Raw genomic sequence first — 20128 nt, 5'->3', positions numbered from 1 at the left:
GCACTCAAGCCAAAAGTCTCTCAACCAATACCTGAATATCTGGAAAGGCTAACGGCGCGATTGCCCCTTCACGAATAACCTGTTGTGTAGCGTACTGACCATTCTGAGGCTCTCGCAAGACAATCATTCGCCTAGCAGATAAATCCAATATCCAATACTCTTGAATTTCAGCAGATGCGTAGATAGAAGTTTTAAGGTCTAAGTCTTTTTTCAGGCTGGTCTTAGCCACCTCTATGACCCAAAAGATATCATCACGTCCAGGATGGCGATCGTTGTATGCAGACTCTGGCAGTCGAACAATGGCAATATCCGGTTCGGGTTCGGAGTCGGGTAGTGTAATCGGCCCATTGAAACGAACATCGGCTTTTCCCGCCAGCAACTCCTCCAGGTATCTCGCGCCTCGCTTCGCCGTATTGTAATGAATCGGGGTTTCTGGACTCATTTCAACAACTTCACCCGCTAGCAACTCCACACGGCGATCGCGCAAAATCCCCGCTTCGATCATGCGGTGATAGTCATCCACAGACCATTTGGCTAGCGTCTTCATCGCTTTAATCGCTCATTGCGTTTGTAGACTTGGCTCAATTCTATAGTCCTTTGGTAAGAACCGGTATAACAATCCTCAAAACCAGAGCAAGATATATGGCTAATCTTGGTACTCCTGTACTGTCTGTTGAGGCGGGAACGATAGCCTTCGCCGGAAAACAGGGCGGTTATGGCAATTTGGTGGTTGTGAATCACCAAGGTGGACGACAAACTCGCTATGCTCATCGGAAACCAGGTGTGGGTCAGGACGGGTCAGTCGGTGAAGGTAGGCGCTAAACTGGGAACTGTTGGAACTACCGGACGCCCTGACACCACAAAATTGCATCTACCTTTTGAAGTTCGTTACTATTATTCATCTCAAGGTTGGATTGCCCAAGACCCATAACCTAACCTTAGGGCAAAACCAACCGCCCAAAGATAGAATTGTTCATAGTAAATCTTGCCTCTTCCCAAAATTTTAAGCCAGTACTACATTTGCTGAGGGGCACTTCAGGAGTCTGGGGAAAGCGATTTCCACCTACAGGGAGTTAAGTTTTGTGGTGTAGTCAATTACAAGGGATTCTCAACAAGAATCTATGTGACAATTGAGCAAGCGGCATATCAATCAAAAACGTTTTGAACTTCAATTTCTTGCTAACTTGTTCTTGGCAGATATCGCCCCCAGAGGTAAAAATTAGTGGTTGACGAGTACTCACACCCGCTCTAGGTTTTTTGTTTAAGTCTTAATTAAGTTAGATTATAAAATTTACACCTGTTCCCTGTACTAGCCCACAAAAAAAATTGGCTGCTAGACTAGCACCAGTGCATTTTAATAGCACACACTAAGTAAAGAAATCAATAGCCGACCGAACTATTGCTATGTTTCCAGCTGAACCTCCGGCGAGGACGAGCGGATTTCGTGCCCTGCTGAAGAACCGACCCTTTATGGTGATGTGGTTTGGGCAATTGTTGTCCCAAGTATCAGATAAAGTCTGCTTCGTTTTGTTAATTTCTCTGCTCGATTATTACCAGTCGCCGCCAGCTTTGGAAAATTCCATGCGCTCCGCCTTGATGGTAGCTTTTACGCTACCCGCAATGTTCTTTGGCTCTGCGGCTGGAATTTTTGTAGACCGCGTGCCTAAGAAGCAATTGCTCATTGGCGCTGATGTAGTTCGTGCGGTGCTGATGCTCTTAATTCTATTATTGCCAAAGCAGTTTGTACTCCTGTTGGTGATTACGTTTTTGCTCTCTAGTATGGCGCAATTCTCTGCCCCGGCTGAACAGGCAGCAATTCCCCTTTTGGTACGACCTGAAAATTTAATGTCAGCCAATGCGCTATTTACTACCACAATGATGGGTTCTCTGATTGTCGGTTTTGCAATTGGAGAGCCGGTTTTGTATTTGGTCAAAAATTGGGCAGGGGAAAACGGTCAAACCGTTTTTGTCTCAATTTCATACCTGGTTGCTGGCTTGAGCAGCATCTTCATCAAAATACAAGAGAAGCATATTAACTCTAATACGTTAGCCATACATCCCTGGCATGATTTTCGAGAAGGTCTGCGCTATTTGTGGAAAAATCGCCAGGTTAAGAATGCAATGATGCAGCTAACGATTCTATACTCGGTGTTTGCTGCCTTAACGGTACTGGCGTTTAATTTAGCTGAACGAATTGGCCTCAAATCAACTCAATTTGGCTTTCTCTTAGCCGCTGCTGGAATTGGCGTCGTTTTCGGAGCTGGAGTATTAGGACACTGGGGCGATCGCTTCCATCATAAGCCTTTGCCCTTAGTCGGTTTTCTCAGTATGGCTTTTGTTTTAGCTGTCTTTACCTTTACTCAATATATCTGGTTGGGATTGGGACTGAGTGCGTTATTGGGTTTAGCTGCCTCCTTGATTGGTGTACCGATGCAAACAGTGATTCACACGTCTACAGAAGAGACCATGCGGGGCAAAATCTTTGGATTTCAAAATAATGTGGTGAATATTGCCCTGAGCCTTCCCCTGGCCATTGCAGGGCCGTTAACGGATAGCTTAGGTCTCAGAACGGTGCTAATCGGTATGAGTGTTGTGGTTGCTGCGGCAGGTATTTGGGCGTGGCACAACACGCGCAATGTGTTACAGGACGTTATTTAGCTTAAATCGCAAGAAGCCCCACTCCTCCCCTCATATCTACCTTGACGCTCTACTAGGTTGAGCGTTCGTTTTCTTCTATCCGTCCAGCAAGGCGGGCAACGGCAGCCACCAATTGCATTGACTCAACCGGTTTAGGGATATGCCTCTGAAAACCCGCATCAATTGCTCGTTTGACATCTTCCTCCCTAGCATAGGCGGTTACAGCAACGGCTGGAATTAACCCTCCTCGATCCGATTTCAAGGCTCTCACTTTACGAATTAGAGAGTAGCCATCCTCCCCCGGCAAACCCACATCACTGACTAAAACATCAGGGGGTAACCGCTCGATTTCTGAGATGGCTTGACTGACGGAGGCGGCAATCCTGACTTGTGCTCCATAGAGCTCGAGTACTGTACTGAGAAAGTCGCGTGTATCCGCCTCATCATCCACCACCAGCACCCGCAAACCTCTGAGGGGAGTAGGGGCTGTACTGTTAACGGCACGAAGTTCAGGGGAAATCGGAGCATTCGTGAGTTGATCCGGCGGTGAGAATCGGTCGCTTGGTGGCACGTCCTTGCTGGATTCCACCAGCGGTAACTGTACTGTAAATGTGGCTCCCTGTCCTTCTCCCAGGCTTTCGGCTTGAACCGTGCCTCCATGCAGTTCGATTAAATGGCGGACAATCGCCAGCCCCAGCCCCAACCCGCCATAAGACCTGGTAGTGGTACTATCGGCCTGACGGAAGCGATCAAAAACTTGGGGCAGAAAATCAGGACTAATTCCTTTTCCCGTGTCTGTGACTTTAATTTCAGTGTGAGTGTTGGTGCTATCAAGTCTAACTTCGACTCGCCCCCCCTGAGGGGTAAACTTAATCGCGTTAGATAATAAATTCCACACCACCTGCTGTAAGCGGCCTGCATCGCCGGAAATGAATTTTATTCCGGAAGTGGCGATAAATTCAATTTGAATGCCTTTGGCATCCGCTGCTGGGCGTACCGTATTAATTGCCGCCTCAATCACTGAAGCTAGGTTGAGGGGGTAGATACTTAGATTGAGTTTTCCTCGTATAATCCGTGAGACATCCAGGAGGTCTTCGATGAGCTGGGTTTGTGCCCTAGCATTGCGCTCAATGGTTTCTAAGGCACGGGATGTTGCCTCTTCACCAAACTTGCGTGTTCGTAGCATCTGTGTCCAACCGAGAATGGCATTGAGAGGCGATCGCAATTCGTGAGAGAGTATGGCGAGAAACTCGTCCTTCATTCGATTGGCCTCTTGAGCGGCGTTTCGAGCCGCTTCGCTATCGCGGTAGAGACGAGCATTGTCAATCGCTGTCGCCGCACGACGGGCAATATCTTCTGCCAAAGCGAGGTCAGTTGGGTTGTAGCGACGCTTCGATTGCGATGAGACGAAGGAAATCACACCCAGCACCTGTTGCCGAGATTGAATGGGAACAATCATCACCGACCGTCTCCCCAAACTTTTCAGTAATTGTAAGTGTTCATCATCTTGAGCCATAGCCACTATCTGGGACTCGGTCAATTCTGGATAAATGATGGATTGACCCTTCAGGAGGCTTTGCCACAGTGGATTCTGTACTTTTGGATTAGGGGGGTAGCGGCGTCGCAGTTCGTTCAATGTTGCCTGTTTCGAGGGTTCCGTACAAGCGATGGCGATTTGCCGGATTGAGGCATCGGTTTGGAACATGTCCACCAGACACCAATCCGCCAAGGTGGGGATAGCTAAGTGAGCGACATTGCTCAATGTGGTTTCATAATCTAAGGAGGCAGCCAGCAGACGACTGGCTTCTAACAGAAATTGCTGTGAGGCTTCCGCATGTTTGCGATCGCTAATATCCTCAATAATCCCAATCCCATACTTCGGTGACCCATTGGAGTCCCAAACCACCGAGACAGTGACGTTCACCCATACGATCGAGCCATCCTTGCAGAAAAAGCGCTTCTGGACTGAATAACCATTAATTTCTCGCTCTAGCACTCGTTGCAAGTAAGCCTCATCGGACTGTTGTTCATCAGGATGGCTAATTTCTTGGACGGTTAGCTGGAGTAACTCAGCGCGGCTGTACCCCGTAATATTGGACATCGCTGGATTGACTTGAATAAAGTAACCGTCTAAGGCCACCAATGCAATGCCCACAGCCGCTTGGTTGAACATTACCCGGAATCGCATCTCGCTTTCCTTCAGCGCCTCTTCTGCCTGTTTCCGCTCAGTAATGTCCATATTCACCCCAATCATGCGCCTGGGCTTCCCGGCATCATCGTTAAAAACCCTGGCTCTGCTGGCAATCCAATGTAAGCTTCCGTCAGGCCATAACATGCGGTATTCCATCTTAGAGTCTAAGCCTTGAGTCAGGATGCATCGGACTTCCTGTTTGGCTCTTGCCCGATCATCTGGGTGGATTGTTTTTAACCAATCTTTATATTTACCTCCGAAGCTACCGGGTGCTAAACCATACAAGGCTTCCAGTTCTTGTGTCCATATCAGTTCATGGGTTTGGAGGTTCCACTCAAAAGTACCAATTTTCCCCGCCTTTTGAGCTAAGAGTAGCCGTTCTTGACTGTTTTTCAGGGCTTCCTCCGTCTGTTGGCGTTCACTTAGAGCCGCTTTTCGTTCGGTAACATCAACTCCAATGCCCCAGGTAACCCAACCCGGTATCGGAAACTCTGCGGAAATATTCGACCAAGCGATGGTTTTAACCGTGCCATCTTTACAAGTAATATTCCATTCCCAATTGCGGTAGTTGTGAACCCGCGTCCCATGTTCGGCAAGCATCCACTCCCGATAGGCGGCATCGGGATATAGCAGTTTTAAGGCGTGGGGATTGCCAATAATCTCCTCGGCACTATAACCGGTTACTCGCTCACACTCCCGATTCCAGGCGATAATGTTCTTCTGGGCATCAAAGGCATCCATCATCACTGGCATATTTTGCACCACTAAGCGCAGATGCTCTTCACTCTGACGCAGTATCTCCTCTCCATGTTTACAATCTGAAATGTCATGGGCATCTACATCTATATCCTGATCTACGGGAGCAGTATGGACGAGTATGCTTGGCGTTTTCTCTAATAATTGATCTTGCGGTTTGCGATCGCGCAGCACACCGCTTAACTGACTAAATAGTAAGGCTTGCAGCAGGTATAATCCTAACTGCAAGATTTGCTCAGGCGTTGGTATCCACCGTAAGCTTTGCCCTACAGTAGACTCCGATAATGCCATTCGCCCAAAAATGGAAAACAGCAGGGAAGAGTTGGGGTCTACTAAGAAATAGTAGGAGAGCAAACTAGTTGTTAGGGTCGCTAATAGCCCTGCTCCCAAACCCCCATACCAGGTGCTGAACATGACCGCCGGAAAGAAGAGTAGAAACGGGTTTTCTACTTTAATTTGAAGTTCTAGCAGGAATTTGAGTAGCAACGCTAGCACAACAACTAATCCCGCAACACCATAACGACGCAATCGGGGACTCAACACGTTCAGCATTTTCTTTTTCTTAGCCGTCCAGATGTTGTTAAGGTTCAAGCCCTACTGTTTTTGTATAGCGCAATCTTTAGGAGTAGGTCGATTAGAAATTAATTCATTTATTTAATGGTTTCCCCCGGTTGCAGAGTTACTCGATCCAGATAGTTTCGTTCTTTGGTTAACTAGCGGTTAATTCAAAAGTGTTGTGGGGATAACGTCTATATCCAATAAATATAAAATTTATGATATAATAAAAGGTTAGATTTAGATAGAAAAGCGATTAGGTTGCCCTAAAAATGGGGAGAAGTCCAGCAAGCTCTCCGTGTTGATCGGTGTACTGTCTCCCCCAATCTTTAAGATTTACTAATCACCCAATTGCGACTAGCTAACAACACCCGCTAGTGATTGCTCTGACTGTGCTTCTGTCGGTTCATCTTGAGGCAGTCCCAAGATTTCTTGATACATCTTGATGTACTGAACCGCTGACTTATCCCAGCTAAAGTTTTGCCGCATCCCGCGCTGCTGTAGAGTCTGCCATTGGTCTTTAAAACGGAAAGCCTCAGTGGCACGAACCACCGCTGTATAAAAGTCTAACGGCTCATAGCGGTCAAAACAATAGCCGGTGCCTGTTTGGTTCACCGGGTCGTGGTGGGAGACGGTATCAACAAGACCGCCAGTCCGCCGCACAATGGGGACACAACCGTAACGCATCGCCAGCATTTGGCTGATGCCACAGGGTTCAAAGCGGGAAGGCATCAAGAAGGCATCGCAACCTGCATAAATACGGCGGGAGAGGGCATCGTTATAGAGTAGTTGGGCGGACATGCGACCCTTATAACGGGAGGCCATCTGCCACATTTGGGTTTCATAATAGCGATCGCCTGTTCCTAATAGAATAAACTGACTATCGGTATAGGCAAGGAAGCGATCAAGTACCTGAATCAGCAGGTCAATTCCTTTTTGGTCTACCAACCGCGTCACCATTCCGGTGAGGAAAGTGCTGGAATTTACCTCTAAGCCGATTTCTTCTTGTAGAGCAATTTTATTGGCACGGCGTTGCTCAATGGTATCCGCCGTAAATTTTTCTGGGATATATCTATCTGTCTCTGGATTGTAGCTTTCGGTGTCAATACCATTGACAATACCCACGATCTTCCCACTGATGAAAGACATCAATCCTTCTAACGTTTCACCATATTCAGCGGTTTTAATTTGCTCGGCATAAGTGGGGGAAACCACACTCACTCGGTCAGCAAACTGAACCGCCGCTGCCATTGTGTTATGTCCTTGCATGTACCAAGGACACCAAGTAATCTTATCTAAGAACCAGCGCCACGGCCCTTGATAGGCGAGGTTGTGAATCGTGAAGACTGTACTGATATCGGGGTCTTGGTGCATCCACACCGGAATCATCCCCGTGTGCCAGTCGTGGCAGTGGATTAGCTGCGGTTTCCAGTGGTTCCAGGCAAACTCAGCGGCACCATTAGCGAATAACGTGAACCGCCATTCTTCATCTTCTCCACCATAGACGTTACGACCAGAGAAGGCAGGATGCCCAAATAAGTATAGAGGAACATCACTCCCCGGTAAAACCGTTTCATAGACGAAAAAATCCTGAAACATCGCATATCCCTTCCAGATGGGTTCTGCGGGGATTTTCATCTTATCCGGCAACATACCGTAGTAAGGCATAAAAATACGCACATCATGCCCCATCCGCCTCAAGACTTTAGGTAACGCACCCACAACATCCCCCATACCACCGACTTTGGCAATGGGTGCAGCTTCGGCGGCAACAAATAGAATTCTCATGTTGATTTTTTTGTGCTTTTGCTTTTCAGCTAGTCATACTTAGTAATACTTTGACATCCTCCTGCACTAAATCAAATAGCTGAGAAAGGCTCGTTAGGTGGTTTTATAGAACTGGGCGTGAAGCCAGAACCGATTGAAGCTGCGCTACGAGTTGAGCACGAGTCGAAACTTCTAGCTTACGGAACATGCGTTTGAGCGCTTGTTTGACAGAATTAGGCTGAATCCAAAGGGCTGCACCAATTTCCACATTCGTCAGTCCTTGGGCAACAAGTTCAGCAATTTCGAGTTCGCGCGGCGTTAGGCGACTGGCTAAGGGGGAGGTTAATCGTGTGGGTTGCGTCTGTAGGGTGGCAAATTTGGCTGACAAATGCAAGCATAAAGCGCTGAGGTCAGCAATATCATGGGTATCAAAGGCGGGTGTACCACTCATGCGGGTAAAGTTAACCGTTCCCACCAGACGCCCCCCACTGACAATCGGGCCTGTCATCACATGTTCATGGTCATGACGCGGACAAAGCTGCTTCCAGTCTCCTGGGGGTAAGACTAAGCCCTCATGGGCGGGAACATGACGTTCAACCACGTAGCCCAAGACGGGATTATGGGCGACACAAGCTTCAGGGATACTCTGGACATTAATTTCAGTCAAGCGAGAGGGGTCATTGAGGAGATAAATACCTGATCGCTGTACGCCAAAATGTTTACCCACTGTATCCATGATAGCGAGTTGGAGTTCCTGCTCATTCCGAGCACTTGCGATCGCATCAAATAGAGGATGTAGAGAGCGTGCCATTAAGTAATTACAACTGTACCCATTTGGGGACTAGGCTCGATTGGGAACCCTTCCTATGATAGTTCTCATAAACAAACGTTGAGAACTTTGGCATGAGCAGCAATTTAGCCACTAAACTGCGTGTCGGCACGAAAAAAGCCCATACGTTTGCCGAAAATGTCGGTTTTGTGAAGTGCTTTTTAAAAGGAGTGGTGGAGAAAAATTCCTACCGGAAGCTGCTGGCTAATTTCTACTTCGTCTATTCCGCGATGGAAGAGGAGATGGAGAAGCGCCGCAACCATCCGATTGTCTCCCAAATTCACTTTCCCCAACTTCACCGCAAGCAGTCTCTAGAGCAAGACTTGGCTTACTATTATGGGGCAAACTGGCGGGAGCAAATTCAACTTTCTCCAGCTGGGAAAGCCTATGTAGAACGCATCCGAGAACTCTCCCAAACAGCACCGGAACTGTTAGTTGCCCACTCCTACACCCGTTATCTGGGGGATTTATCCGGCGGACAAATTTTCAAAGGTATTGCTCAAACCGCGATGAACTTGCCGGATGGAAAGGGTGTGGCTTTCTATGAGTTTGCCGATATTCCTGACGCGAAGGCATTCAAAGCTGACTATCGTCAAACCTTGGATGAACTGCCCATTGATGAGGCGGGTTGTGAGCGGATTGTGGATGAAGCCAACGCGGCTTTTGCCATGAATGGGAAAATGTACCAAGAATTGGAAGGGAATTTAATTGATGCGATCGGTCGCATGTTGTACAATTCCATAACTCGCCGTCGCACTCGCGGTAGTACTGAATTGGCAACGGCGGAGTAGGTTTTTATACGTCATCGCCTTAGGGTGTTTAGGGGCACGGCATTTTCCTTAGTATTGTTTAATCCAAACTCTTACTGTCGCCGTGCCTCTACAGTAACTTCTAGATTCCAAATATATAAGCGTAGCCAGTTGCGTAAGTCCTGAGAGTGCTAACATCCTGGCTCAGGATAGCCGCAGAACAAACAGAATCCCTCCGATCAATCATCAAGAGGGATTCTTCAAGTCTTGTTGCCAGCCGTCTAACGCCCTAACCTCGCTGAATTTGAGCAAAGATTTCTTGTAAAATCTCCTGTGCTCCTTGTTGACGCATCCGCTGAGCAAGTTCATTCCCTATCTGTTCTGCTTCAGTGGCATTGCCGCTTACGGTATCTTTCACTAGCTTTTGTCCATCCACACTGGCGACGATACCGGTTAAAGTGAGTTGCTCACCCTCCAGGATTGTATTAACGCCAATGGGTACTTGACAACCGCCTTCGAGTTCACGGAGAAAGGCACGTTCAGCATAGCAGCGCTGAGCTGTTGGGATATGTTCTAGGGCTTTGAGCAGTTCTAAAACTTCCGCATCATCTTCACGACATTCAATGCCCAAGGCACCTTGTCCCACGGCATGAAGCGAGAGGTCTGAGGGTAAGATCTGGTGAATGCGATCGCTCATATCCAATCGCTTTAACCCTGCCGCTGCCAAAATCAGAGCATCGTATTCACCCGCATCCAGTTTTGCCAGTCGGGTATTCAAGTTACCCCGAATATCTTTAAACGCTAGATGGGGGAAATGATAACGCAGTTGAGCCAACCGCCGCAGTGAAGACGTTCCAATCACAGCGCCTTCGGGGAGAGTATCAATTTGCTTATCCTGATGCTTGCTGTGAACCACAAGCGCATCAGCCGGGTTTTCTCGTTCCGTCACAGCGCCCAAAACCAACCCTTCAGGCAATCGGGTCGGCAAATCTTTGAGGGAATGCACGGCTAAATCAATGTCATTATTGATCATTCCCAGTTCCAGTTCCTTGGTGAACAATCCCTTATCGCCAATTTTGGATAAGGCAACATCTAGGATTTTGTCCCCTTGGGTACTCATCGTCTGGACTTCAAACTGCCGATCTGGGAAGTGTTTTTGCAGTTGTTCCTGTACCCAATAGGTTTGAACCAGAGCAAGCTGACTTTTGCGGGAACCAATACGAATCGTGCGAGGAGGGCTACTAACAATAGGGGACATAGAGCGATCGCGTGAATTGGAGCAATGATAGTGACTCGATCTAGCCTACCGCAGTCGGTACTTTTTGAGCCTTTAGATCAGCAAGAAGATAACCGGAGCTTTTTGTGAGCCAGTCAAAGCGTCAAGATTTGTTCTCTGGAAGCATCCCAAATGTGCAAATTCCAAGAACGGCGAGGTAAAATTTATATCTAAATGCAATGCTCCCCAGCTCCCCATCTCCCCCGCTCCCCCGCTCCCCTAATACCCTCCTGACTCTTTTATCTCCATAACGAATTTTCAGATCGAGTAAGGTAGAAGAGTGGGTGCATAGATTTCGGTGCTGCGTTGCTTTTTCCCACAAAGCAAAGCGCAAGCTATTTCCTGTGTTTTGTGCAATAAGTCTGTAGAGAACCCGCATGGCCTTGAACTGAAGGTTAACCGTAACCCTCACAGGTAGACTGACCTAGTGCAAGAAGGCAGTTCGCGTAGCGTTCTCCGTAGGAGTAGAAAGAAGGCAGGAGGAAAAAGGTATGAACGCTTGTACACTAAGCTTTTTAACCTTTTTAGACTGGTGGGTTATTGTTGCCGCGCTGCACTAGGGTGTTAAACGACCAGCGATAAACATAAGTTTAAGGACGCCTTCACCCCTTGAGTGGAGGCTCTAAACTTTTGAAAAGCGAGATAGGCTACGGCTCAGGGAATCAGGCAGCGTGGTCTTGTCACCGTGAAATTGGGTTTTAACCGCCTGCTCTTGGATTATACAGAGTTACAAGGGACACCTCTACCATCATTCAACAGGAAATTTAGGGCAAAAAGCCCAACCGCATCCCCAGCCAAGTGCTTTCTGTGCTTGTTGCATTCGGGATCTATGTCAAATCAGCAGCTAAAAACCCAGCTATGTCATATATGCGAGTTGGCATCTTGCATTCTCTCAGCGGAACAATGGCAATTAGTGAAGCTCCCTTGGTGGATGCCGCACTGATGGCGATCGCAGAGATTAACCAAACTGGAGGAGTCCTGGGTCAGGATATCGAACCTGTGATTGAAGATGCCGCGTCTGATTCTAACTTGTTTGCAGTCAAAGCGAGAAAACTCATCCAATGCGATCGGGTCGCTACTATTTTTGGTGGTTGGACTTCTGAAAGTCGCAAAGCCGTCTTACCTGTGGTTGAAGAACTTAATGGTCTCCTCTGGTATCCTGTCCAATACGAAGGATTAGAGTGTTCTAAAAACATTTTCTACACTGGCTCCTGTCCAAATCAACAAATTGAGCCTGCTGTCACTTGGCTGCTCTCTCACAAAGGAAAACGCTTCTATCTGCTAGGAAGTAACTCGGTTTTTCCTCGCACGGCGAACAAAATTATTAAAGCACAACTCAAACAGCAGGAAGGCACCGTTGTTGGCGAAGAATATGTCTCCTTAGGAGAAAGTAATTTTACAGAAATTGTTAGCCGAATTCAACAAGCTCAACCTGATGTTGTTTTCAATACCCTCAACGGCGACAGCAATATTGCTTTTTATCGCCAGTATCAAGCATCAGGAATTACATCTGACCAAATTCCCATCCTAACCATCAGCATTGCCGAAGCGGAACTGCAACGAATTGGTGAGGCGGCAGCGGGTCATTATGCTTGTTGGAGTTATTTTCAGAGCCTAGATACTCCCAGAAATCGACAGTTTGTGGAAAACTTTCAACAACGCTATGGCAGCGATCGTGTAACCTCTGCCCCGATTGAAGCCGCCTATACTCAAGTTTATTTGTGGAAGCAAGCGGTAGAACAGGCGCAATCTTTTGAAGTGGAATGGGTACGAGTGGCGGCTTATGGTCAGAGTTTTGAAGCTCCAGGTGGATTAATCCGAATCGAACCCAATCATCATGTTACCAGAGCCTGCCATATTGGAAAAATTTTGCCCACGGGACAATTTAACATGATTGATATTGATAGTTGTAATTGCCCAATTCAACCATTACCTTGGTTAGGGCTTGAACCAGGAAATTTAAACTTCCCTGAAGCGGCAATTAAAATGTTATCTGATGTCAGTCAAGAAATTCATGAAACGTGGGAATTAGAGCAAAAATATCGGGAATTAGAAGCTACTAATGTACAGTTACAACGTGAAATTACTCAACGCCAAAATGTAGAACTGGTATTGCGGGATTCGGAGGCGCAACTTCATGCCTTACTAACAGCAATCACGGACGTTGTTCTTGTTCTTGATATGCAGGGTCGCTATCTTAAAATTGCACCGACTAATCTGGCACTTCTCCATAAACCCCCTGATGAATTGATTGGCAAGACACTTCATGAGGTTTTTTCTAAAGCTCAAGCCGATATGTTTTTATGTCGGATTCAAGAATCATTGGAGACTCAACAAACCTTCAATATTGAGTACAGTCATCCCACCAGAGAGAAAAAAGAAGTTTGGTTCGCGGCTAGCATTTCTCCTTTGGACAACAATTCCGTGATTTGGGTGGCGCGTGATATGACCGAGCGTAAGCAGGCAGAGGAGGCAAGGCGCAGCGCGGAGACGCGATATCGTAGTATCTTTGAAAACACCTATGAAGGTCTATTTCAAATGACACCGGATGGGTGTCTATTGAGTGCAAATCCTGGGTTAGCGAGAATTTATGGCTATGAGTCTGCCGAAGAACTGAGGGCGGCTGTAATCTGCCTCAATCAGCAACGTTATGTTGATAAAAGTCGTTGGGATATTTTTCTGGAGCGGATGCAAACTGATGAACGGGTATCCGATTTTGAATCTCAGGTGTATCGCCAAGATGGTGAAGTGATTTGGATTTCAGAAAATGCCCACGTTGTTCGCGATCCTCAGGGTGAATTGCTTTATTACGAAGGCAGTGTTGTTGATATTACTAAGCGGAAGGTTTGGGAAGAAGCTTTGCGTTATCAACAGGAATGCACAGAAGAATTGCTTCTGAATATTTTACCTTCTCCCATCGCACAACGACTGAAACGGGCGGAAAGTACGATCGCTGATAACTTTGCTGATGTCACCGTTTTGTTTGCTGACCTCGTTAACTTTACCGAAATTTCGGCGGAAATTCCTCCCACCCGATTAGTGGATTTGCTCAACAAAATCTTTTCCGAGTTCGATCACTTGGCAGAGAAGCACTCGTTAGAGAAGATTAAGACCATTGGAGATGCTTACATGGTGGTGGGAGGACTGCCGACGACTCGTCCTGATCATGCGGAAGCGATCGCAGAAATGGCACTCGATATGCAACAGAAAATAACTCGCTTTAAAGGACTCAATGGCGAACCCTTCCGTCTCCGGATTGGGATTAATACAGGGCCGGTGATTGCCGGAGTCATTGGCACGAAAAAATTCACTTATGACTTGTGGGGTGATACGGTTAACGTGGCGTCTCGCATGGAATCTCATGGGGTTGCTGGATGCATTCAAGTGACGGATACGACTTACGAACGATTGCGGGACAAGTATGTGTTTGAGGAGCGAGGGTTGACCTCGATTAAGGGTAAAGGAGATATGATCACCTATTGGCTGATGGGGAGAAAAGATTCGTAAGTTTTAAACTGATACGAAGTTGCGTTCAAACGGGATAGATCAGAAACAGCAGGAAAGTGGGGGAGGAAGAGAAACATCTAGAAACAAACTAGTGGATTATTCCTGCCAGTCTGCACGAATAAAGCTGATCATATTCTCCCACCATCCAGTAGGATTAGCAGATGACTCCTCCTACAAAACCGATTAACCTTTTTGAATATCAAACCCTCGCCTCCCAGCAACTTTCTCCCATGGCGAGAGATTATTACGCGAGTGGTTCTTGGGATGAAATCACGCTGCGAGATAATCGTGCCGCTTTTGAACGTTATAAACTCCGTCCCCGCATGTTAGTGGATGTGAGTCAACGAGATTTAAGTACTACAATTCTCGGTCAATCGCTGTCACTGCCGATTCTGATTGCCCCGATGGCGTTTCAATGTCTGGCGCATCCAGAAGGGGAAATTGCTACAGCCAAAGCGGCGCGTCAATTGGGAAGCGTAATGGTATTGAGTACGCTGGCAACAACGAGTATGGAAGACGTGGCGAGTGTGAGCAGCCAAACCCCTCAATGGTTTCAACTTTATGTGCATCGCGACCGCAGTTTAACCCGTGCCCTCGTAGAACGCGCTCACGCCGCAGGATTCCAAGCTCTTTGCCTCACAGTTGATGCTCCTGTGTTGGGCAAGCGGGAAAAAGATATACACAATCAGTTTGTACTCCCCTCCGACATGGAACTGGCGAATTTCTCCCGATTAGCCCATTTGGAAATTCCCTACCAACCCGGTGAATCGGGCTTATTTGCCTATTTCTTAGAACAGCTTAATCCCGCTTTAACTTGGTCTGATTTGGAATGGTTGCAATCCTTATCTCCGTTGCCATTAGTGGTGAAAGGAATTTTACGGGGAGATGATGCGCTTCGGGCGGTGGAACATGGGGCAAAAGCGGTGATCGTTTCCAACCATGGTGGCAGACAATTGGATGGTGCGATCGCCTCTATTGATGCCCTCAGTGAAGTCGTCGCCGCCGTTGGAGATCAAGTGGATGTACTCGTGGATGGGGGTATCAGGCGGGGTACCGATGTCCTGAAAGCCCTAGCATTAGGGGCAAAAGCCGTGCTGTTGGGACGCCCTATCTTGTGGGGATTAACCTTAGCCGGAGAAGCGGGGGTAAAACATGTGCTTGAATTATTGCGGGATGAACTCGATCTGGCGATGGCTTTAAGTGGTTGTGCCAAGTTACAAGATATTGACTCCAGTTTAGTGGTTCGGTTGTGACTAGGAGTTAAACCAAGGATGAAGGATGAACAAAAATTTAATTCCTGCTCTTGGGATGTTCTCCCTAATGATTTGCTAAGCTGATTGAATTTGCGGTTGTTTTAATCTTCAGCCAAGCCAAAATTAGAAGTGAGGATGTATGTTTCGTTTGCCTAACAAGCACCCAATCTTTAACCGCTCCGTATTATGGTCGATTTTCTTGTTCTCTGCCGCCTTGTTTGTACCGTGGGTATTAGCAGAAACTTTACCCGATCAACCGGAGTCAAAACTATCTTCTTTAACACCTTCTCCCCAGTCTGAACCTGTACTTCAACCCTCCCCAGATCCGCGTGCCGCCGAACAAGAATGGCATCAGCGTATTGCTAGCCAAACTCTCTCCTGGGAACACAGTCCAAATTCCGCTACAAGTCCAACCCCAGCCCACACTTCTAATTCCAAAACCAATACATCCCCATCTTCTGCGGCTGTCCCTCAAACAAACAACTCCAAAACAAATACATCTCTATCTTCTGCGGCTGTCCCTACAACCAAGAGCAATTCTTCACAGCCCTCTCAACCCCTCGCTAAAGCTAAAGCGTCAGAATCTTCTCAAACGAGCCATCAACCGAAAAGTAAATCTCATCGTTCCACCAAAAGCAAGGCAAAGGGTACACAAAGTTCTCACACAACGCCGTCGATAGATATACGAGTGGCAATCGCCACTGGAGAAAAATCATTGGTGATTGGGACTTCAACAGGGGGTGAAATTCGGGATGGGCGTGGCAAGGTTTTAGGGAAACTCCCTGCCAATGAAGCCGCAAATGTTGTCCCCAATGGCGCAAGTTTGCGGGTTGGGAAGTGGGAAACACCAGCAGGCGTTTGGGTGAAACCATCCAACGGAGGATTGGTTTTTGTCGGCGATCGCTGGTATCGTGGCAATGTACTGCTCGTTTCTCAAGGCAATACTCTCTTAGCGGTTAATTACGTTGATTTGGAGTCTTACATCGCCAGTGTTGTGGGTTGTGAAGTCTCTCCGAGTTGGCCGATGGATGCCTTAAAAGCGCAAGCGATTGCTGCACGTTCTTATGCTTTAGTTCATTATTTACGACCCGCCAATTCTCTGTATGATCTCGGTAATACTCAGCGTTGGCAAGTTTATCGAGGTGTTAATTCTGAATGGAATACCACACGTTATGCGGCGGAGGAAACGAAGGGCGTTTTTCTTAGTTACAAAGGTGGGGTGGTTGAATCTTTGTATGCCGCTAATGATGAAATTGTGAGCAATGTGCATGGCGGTAGTGGCATGAGCCAAAATGGTGCTTTGAGTATGGCTCAACAGGGTTATAACTATCAACAAATTCTCGGTAGGTATTATCCGGGTGCGTCTTTGGCTTGGATGGATGTACAGTCTTCTAATAAAAAGTAGAGGACTGGTTAATAGTACAGAGTAGAAGTGATGTTCCTCATAGTAGGTTTTTTAACGCAGAGGGACGCTGAGGTTTTCGCAGAGGGACGCTGAGGTTTTGCAGTTGATTTTTAGTTCGTCTGTATGGCGTGGGAAAGAAGAGGGTTAGGAGGAGGATTTGTCGTGATCACTCTCTACTTTTAAGAGTGATCGCGCTGATGGGATGACTGTTTGTTTAAGCTCCTTTGGCGATTTGCCACAGAGGAAGCTGCTGAATGGGGTCTAGCTGAACTTGCTTTAATTCTTGTTTAGCAAAGGCATATTCTTGGGGTTGCCAAATCGGAATTAAGGGAATATCTTTAGCTAGCAATTCTTGAATTTCCGCAAAAATTTGTTGGCGTTTTTGGGGGTTTTGTTCGGCGCGTTCCTGCTCGATTAGTTTATTCATGCGATCGCTGTAATAAAATGAACCCTGACTTTTACTTGCGCCTTCTTGGCAACCTTCAGTTTCTGAACCTTTGCTACAGCTCACTAAAGGCTGAATGAAGTTGTCGGCATCGGAGAAATCGGGATACCAATCCACTAAAGCTGTCTGATAAATGCCTTTGCCGATGTTGGCAAATAAGGTGGGAGCCTCCACCGGTTGTGGTTGAATTTGAAGTATCCCCTCTAATTTTTGGCTTGCATATTCTCTTAAGGTACTAGCCACTTGTTGCCGAACGGCTGAGCCGGTGGGGTACCAAATCTCTAACTTTAAGGGTTTCTCTTTGCTAAATCCTGCCTTTGTCAATAGTTCTTTGGCTTTAGCAAAATTACCGTCTCCGTAGGCGGTTTCAAAGGTCGGTTTAGAAGCCTGGAAGCTAGTTGGAATTAGGGTATAGGCGGGTTGTGCCTGGTTTCTAAGAATGCGCTCGTTGATCAGTTTTCGATCCATGAGGGAAGCAAGGGCTTGTCTCACTTCTAGCTGATCCAACGGTTTTTGCTTCACATTCAGCACCATGTAACTCACTACATTACTTGGCGCTTCAATGACTTGCCAACCGCCGGATTTGGCTCCATTTTTCAGACTGGTAATCTGATCGGGATCTAAGGTTTGATAGGCAATATCAACGGCACCCGTGCGGAAAGAATTAAATAGGTTTGCTGAACTGGTGAGGATTTGATAATCCAACCCTTGATTTGGGGGTTTGGTTCCCCAATACTGGTCAAACACATCCAAACGAATGGAATTGGCATTAAACGCGGTTAGCTTATAGGGGCCAGTTCCTACAAACTTTGTCGGCTGAAATTTGCCACTGCCAATCTCATAGGCTTTGGGCGATACCGCACACATCCCGGAAAAGGCAAGGAGTGAAGGAAATGGAGCAAAAACCTTTTTCAGTTTAATCGTCAGTTCGGACTTGCCCGACGGTTCCACCGATTGCACAACATCCGCTAGCAGGGACGAGGGTTTACCTCCGTTTTGCATAAACCGCTTGAGGGAAAATGCCATGGCTTGGGCATCAAAGGGTGTCCCATCGTGAAAGATCACCCCTTCGCGCAGGGGAATCTTGTAGGTTAAACCATCCGGACTGACTTCGGGCAGTTTTGTTGCCAGTTGTGGCACGATCTCGTCTGTGCCCAGCTTGTAAGTATAGAGGCGATTGCCCAAACTATAGAGAACATTACTCGCTGCCAATTCGTAGGCATCGGCTGGATCGAGTGTCCTGGGTTTTAGAGTGGTGCCAACGATCAACCGACCAGTCCCGCTAGCGCTAGTACTGGGTGCAGCCGCTTGTTCCGTTTTGGGGCGTCCTCCACAACTAATGACGAGAATGCAGCAACAGACCCATAATGTTAGGTATTTTCCAATAGACCACCAGCGTTTACGAGACAGACGAAACCAGTTAAGCACTTGCATTGGGGATTGATTTGAGATTGGCGATAAGGCAGAAGTTAATTATATATATTCAGCTATACAACATAGCTCAATGCCAATCTTTCAGCCAGTCAGGGCACGGCAATTCTCATATCTAAGCTGAGGCACAGTTATTAATTATTAACGATGCCGTGCCCTACCAAAGATGGATTTTCTGTTGGATACCCCTTAACTTATATTTCGTAATACAGCGGAAATGCCTTGGCGTCTCTGGGTTTGACGTAAACTTCCTGATTGGGTTCTAGCTTCAACTGATCGAATCGTTCTCGTGTCAGATTCGCCATCACGACTTGACCATCGCCCAAGGTTAATTCTGCCTGAATTTCCCATCCCAGATGCACCAGACGTGTCACCCTAGCCGGGGCGGTTGAACCGTTGGGCTTGGTTTCTACAACAATATCGTGAGGGCGCAAGAAGATTTCAGGATTGGCAGAATCAAAGCCGCCGCTTTGAAAAATCTGGGCGCTGCTAGGCAACACATTCACAGGGCCAATGAAACTCATTACAAACGGCGTGGCGGGATTGTCATAAACTTGTGCCGGTGTTCCCACCTGTTCCACCCGTCCTTTATTCATGACGACGATTTCATCGGAGACTTCCATCGCCTCTTCTTGGTCATGAGTCACGAAAACGGTTGTCACGTGGACTTCATCATGCAGGCGTCGTAACCAGGCACGAAGGTCTTTCCGTACTTTGGCATCCAAGGCTCCAAAGGGTTCATCTAGCAGCAAGACTTGGGGTTGAACGGCTAAGGCTCGTGCCAACGCGACACGCTGCCGCTGACCCCCCGATAATTGGGAAGGATAGCGATCGCCTAAGCCACCTAACTGCACTAAATTTAGTAGTTCCTCTACTCGCGCCTTCACTTTTAACTTGGGTGTTTTGCGAATATCCAAGCCAAAGGCAACATTCTGTCGCACCGTTAGATGTTTGAACAGGGCGTAGTGCTGAAACACAAACCCAATATTGCGGTCTTGGACGCTAGTGTTCGTCGCATCTTTGCCCGTTAGCCAAATTTTACCGGTGTCCGGTGGCTCTAGACCCGCAATCACCCGCAACAGCGTAGATTTCCCAGAACCGGATGGACCGAGTAAAGCGACTAAGGAACCACTTTTGATTTCTAGGTTGACGTTGTCAACAGCCTTAAAACTACCAAACTGTTTAGATACATTTTCAACAACAATACCCACGGTTATGAACCCTCTATGAAGCGATCGGCTTTTTTCTACTGGGCGGTGTGGCAAGATAGCGAGTTAACCGCTACAACTATAATCCCCGGTTCTTAGATGGGATTACTGTAGTTTTA

The 20128-nt window shown here is 47.3% G+C and carries 14 protein-coding genes; 7 read left to right on the top strand and 7 right to left on the bottom strand.

Translation table 11 applies throughout. From position 1 onward, the window contains the following. Nucleotides 1–4: 4 nt before the first annotated feature. A complete protein-coding gene (locus MIC7113_RS23520) occupies nucleotides 5–547 on the bottom strand; it encodes a Uma2 family endonuclease (protein ID WP_015184696.1) in 543 nt (180 codons plus the stop codon). A 95-nt stretch (nucleotides 548–642) separates the two neighbouring features. On the opposite strand from MIC7113_RS23520, the gene MIC7113_RS38500 reads away from it, so the two are divergent. The 3 genes from MIC7113_RS38500 to MIC7113_RS23510 all read left to right on the top strand — a co-directional run bounded on the left by MIC7113_RS38500 (nucleotide 643) and on the right by MIC7113_RS23510 (nucleotide 2658). Beyond that, complete coding sequence (locus MIC7113_RS38500; protein WP_041780190.1) at nucleotides 643–822, top strand: M23 family metallopeptidase; 180 nt, start codon at nucleotides 643–645, stop codon at nucleotides 820–822. Continuing rightward, nucleotides 764–931 (top strand): peptidoglycan DD-metalloendopeptidase family protein, encoded by a 168-nt coding sequence (locus MIC7113_RS38495; protein ID WP_237671405.1) that lies wholly within the window; start codon nucleotides 764–766, stop codon nucleotides 929–931. The genes MIC7113_RS38500 and MIC7113_RS38495 overlap by 59 nt, the downstream gene beginning before the upstream one ends. 473 nt (nucleotides 932–1404) lie before the next feature. Continuing rightward, complete coding sequence (locus tag MIC7113_RS23510) at nucleotides 1405–2658, top strand: MFS transporter (RefSeq protein ID WP_015184695.1); 1254 nt, start codon at nucleotides 1405–1407, stop codon at nucleotides 2656–2658. Nucleotides 2659–2710: 52 nt separating this feature from the next. Here the strand turns inward: MIC7113_RS23510 and MIC7113_RS23505 are convergent, their stop codons facing one another. From MIC7113_RS23505 to MIC7113_RS23495, 3 genes are all read right to left on the bottom strand, one after another. After that, a complete protein-coding gene (locus tag MIC7113_RS23505; RefSeq protein ID WP_015184694.1) occupies nucleotides 2711–6136 on the bottom strand; it encodes a PAS domain-containing hybrid sensor histidine kinase/response regulator in 3426 nt (1141 codons plus the stop codon). 360 nt (nucleotides 6137–6496) lie between these two features. Further along, complete coding sequence (gene glgA, locus MIC7113_RS23500; protein WP_015184693.1) at nucleotides 6497–7927, bottom strand: glycogen synthase GlgA; 1431 nt, start codon at nucleotides 7925–7927, stop codon at nucleotides 6497–6499. A gap of 103 nt (nucleotides 7928–8030) precedes the next feature. Continuing rightward, nucleotides 8031–8717, bottom strand: coding sequence for a LuxR C-terminal-related transcriptional regulator (locus MIC7113_RS23495; protein WP_015184692.1), 687 nt, complete (start codon nucleotides 8715–8717; stop codon nucleotides 8031–8033). Between the two features lie 92 nt (nucleotides 8718–8809). Here MIC7113_RS23495 and MIC7113_RS23490 point away from each other — a divergent pair, with 92 nt between their 5' ends. Next, complete coding sequence (locus tag MIC7113_RS23490) at nucleotides 8810–9526, top strand: biliverdin-producing heme oxygenase (RefSeq protein ID WP_015184691.1); 717 nt, start codon at nucleotides 8810–8812, stop codon at nucleotides 9524–9526. Nucleotides 9527–9773: 247 nt separating this feature from the next. Here the strand turns inward: MIC7113_RS23490 and hemC are convergent, their stop codons facing one another. Further along, on the bottom strand, nucleotides 9774–10742 hold the full coding sequence (hemC, locus tag MIC7113_RS23485) for a hydroxymethylbilane synthase (protein ID WP_015184690.1): 969 nt from the start codon (nucleotides 10740–10742) through the stop codon (nucleotides 9774–9776). A gap of 876 nt (nucleotides 10743–11618) precedes the next feature. Here hemC and urtA point away from each other — a divergent pair. From urtA to MIC7113_RS23460, 3 genes are all read left to right on the top strand, one after another. Next, nucleotides 11619–14267: an urea ABC transporter substrate-binding protein gene (gene urtA / locus MIC7113_RS33765; RefSeq protein WP_081594681.1), complete on the top strand. Its 2649-nt coding sequence runs from the start codon at nucleotides 11619–11621 to the stop codon at nucleotides 14265–14267. A 161-nt stretch (nucleotides 14268–14428) separates the two neighbouring features. Continuing rightward, nucleotides 14429–15520 carry an alpha-hydroxy acid oxidase gene (locus MIC7113_RS23465; RefSeq protein WP_015184688.1) on the top strand — a complete coding sequence of 364 codons (1092 nt, stop codon included), beginning with the start codon at nucleotides 14429–14431 and terminating at the stop codon, nucleotides 15518–15520. 139 nt (nucleotides 15521–15659) lie between these two features. Further along, entirely contained in the window at nucleotides 15660–16925 is a 1266-nt protein-coding gene (locus MIC7113_RS23460) for a SpoIID/LytB domain-containing protein (protein ID WP_015184687.1), read from the top strand. A 214-nt stretch (nucleotides 16926–17139) separates the two neighbouring features. On the opposite strand, the gene MIC7113_RS23455 is transcribed toward MIC7113_RS23460, so the two are convergent. Together MIC7113_RS23455 and MIC7113_RS23450 are read right to left on the bottom strand one after the other, a co-directional pair. Further along, nucleotides 17140–18804: an ABC transporter substrate-binding protein gene (locus MIC7113_RS23455; protein WP_015184686.1), complete on the bottom strand. Its 1665-nt coding sequence runs from the start codon at nucleotides 18802–18804 to the stop codon at nucleotides 17140–17142. A 191-nt stretch (nucleotides 18805–18995) separates the two neighbouring features. Further along, nucleotides 18996–20012 (bottom strand): sulfate/molybdate ABC transporter ATP-binding protein, encoded by a 1017-nt coding sequence (locus MIC7113_RS23450; protein WP_015184685.1) that lies wholly within the window; start codon nucleotides 20010–20012, stop codon nucleotides 18996–18998. Nucleotides 20013–20128 lie beyond the last annotated feature (116 nt).

This window comes from Allocoleopsis franciscana PCC 7113, assembly GCF_000317515.1.
Classification (GTDB): Bacteria; Cyanobacteriota; Cyanobacteriia; order Cyanobacteriales; family Coleofasciculaceae; genus Allocoleopsis; species Allocoleopsis franciscana.
This window is presented reverse-complemented; position numbering and strand designations above follow the sequence as displayed.

Bases quoted from the DNA above. Each gene is read 5' to 3' on its own strand.
- MIC7113_RS38495 (WP_237671405.1), top strand. From the start codon at position 764: ATGCTCATCGGAAACCAGGTGTGGGTCAGGACGGGTCAGTCGGTGAAG.
- MIC7113_RS23505 (WP_015184694.1), bottom strand. From the start codon at position 6,136: ATGCTGAACGTGTTGAGTCCCCGATTGCGTCGTTATGGTGTTGCGGGA.
- MIC7113_RS23460 (WP_015184687.1), top strand. From the start codon at position 15,660: ATGTTTCGTTTGCCTAACAAGCACCCAATCTTTAACCGCTCCGTATTA.
- MIC7113_RS23495 (WP_015184692.1), bottom strand. From the start codon at position 8,717: ATGGCACGCTCTCTACATCCTCTATTTGATGCGATCGCAAGTGCTCGG.
- MIC7113_RS23520 (WP_015184696.1), bottom strand. From the start codon at position 547: ATGAAGACGCTAGCCAAATGGTCTGTGGATGACTATCACCGCATGATC.
- urtA (WP_081594681.1), top strand. From the start codon at position 11,619: ATGTCATATATGCGAGTTGGCATCTTGCATTCTCTCAGCGGAACAATG.
- MIC7113_RS23510 (WP_015184695.1), top strand. From the start codon at position 1,405: ATGTTTCCAGCTGAACCTCCGGCGAGGACGAGCGGATTTCGTGCCCTG.
- MIC7113_RS38500 (WP_041780190.1), top strand. From the start codon at position 643: ATGGCTAATCTTGGTACTCCTGTACTGTCTGTTGAGGCGGGAACGATA.
- MIC7113_RS23455 (WP_015184686.1), bottom strand. From the start codon at position 18,804: ATGCAAGTGCTTAACTGGTTTCGTCTGTCTCGTAAACGCTGGTGGTCT.
- glgA (WP_015184693.1), bottom strand. From the start codon at position 7,927: ATGAGAATTCTATTTGTTGCCGCCGAAGCTGCACCCATTGCCAAAGTC.
- MIC7113_RS23465 (WP_015184688.1), top strand. From the start codon at position 14,429: ATGACTCCTCCTACAAAACCGATTAACCTTTTTGAATATCAAACCCTC.
- hemC (WP_015184690.1), bottom strand. From the start codon at position 10,742: ATGTCCCCTATTGTTAGTAGCCCTCCTCGCACGATTCGTATTGGTTCC.
- MIC7113_RS23490 (WP_015184691.1), top strand. From the start codon at position 8,810: ATGAGCAGCAATTTAGCCACTAAACTGCGTGTCGGCACGAAAAAAGCC.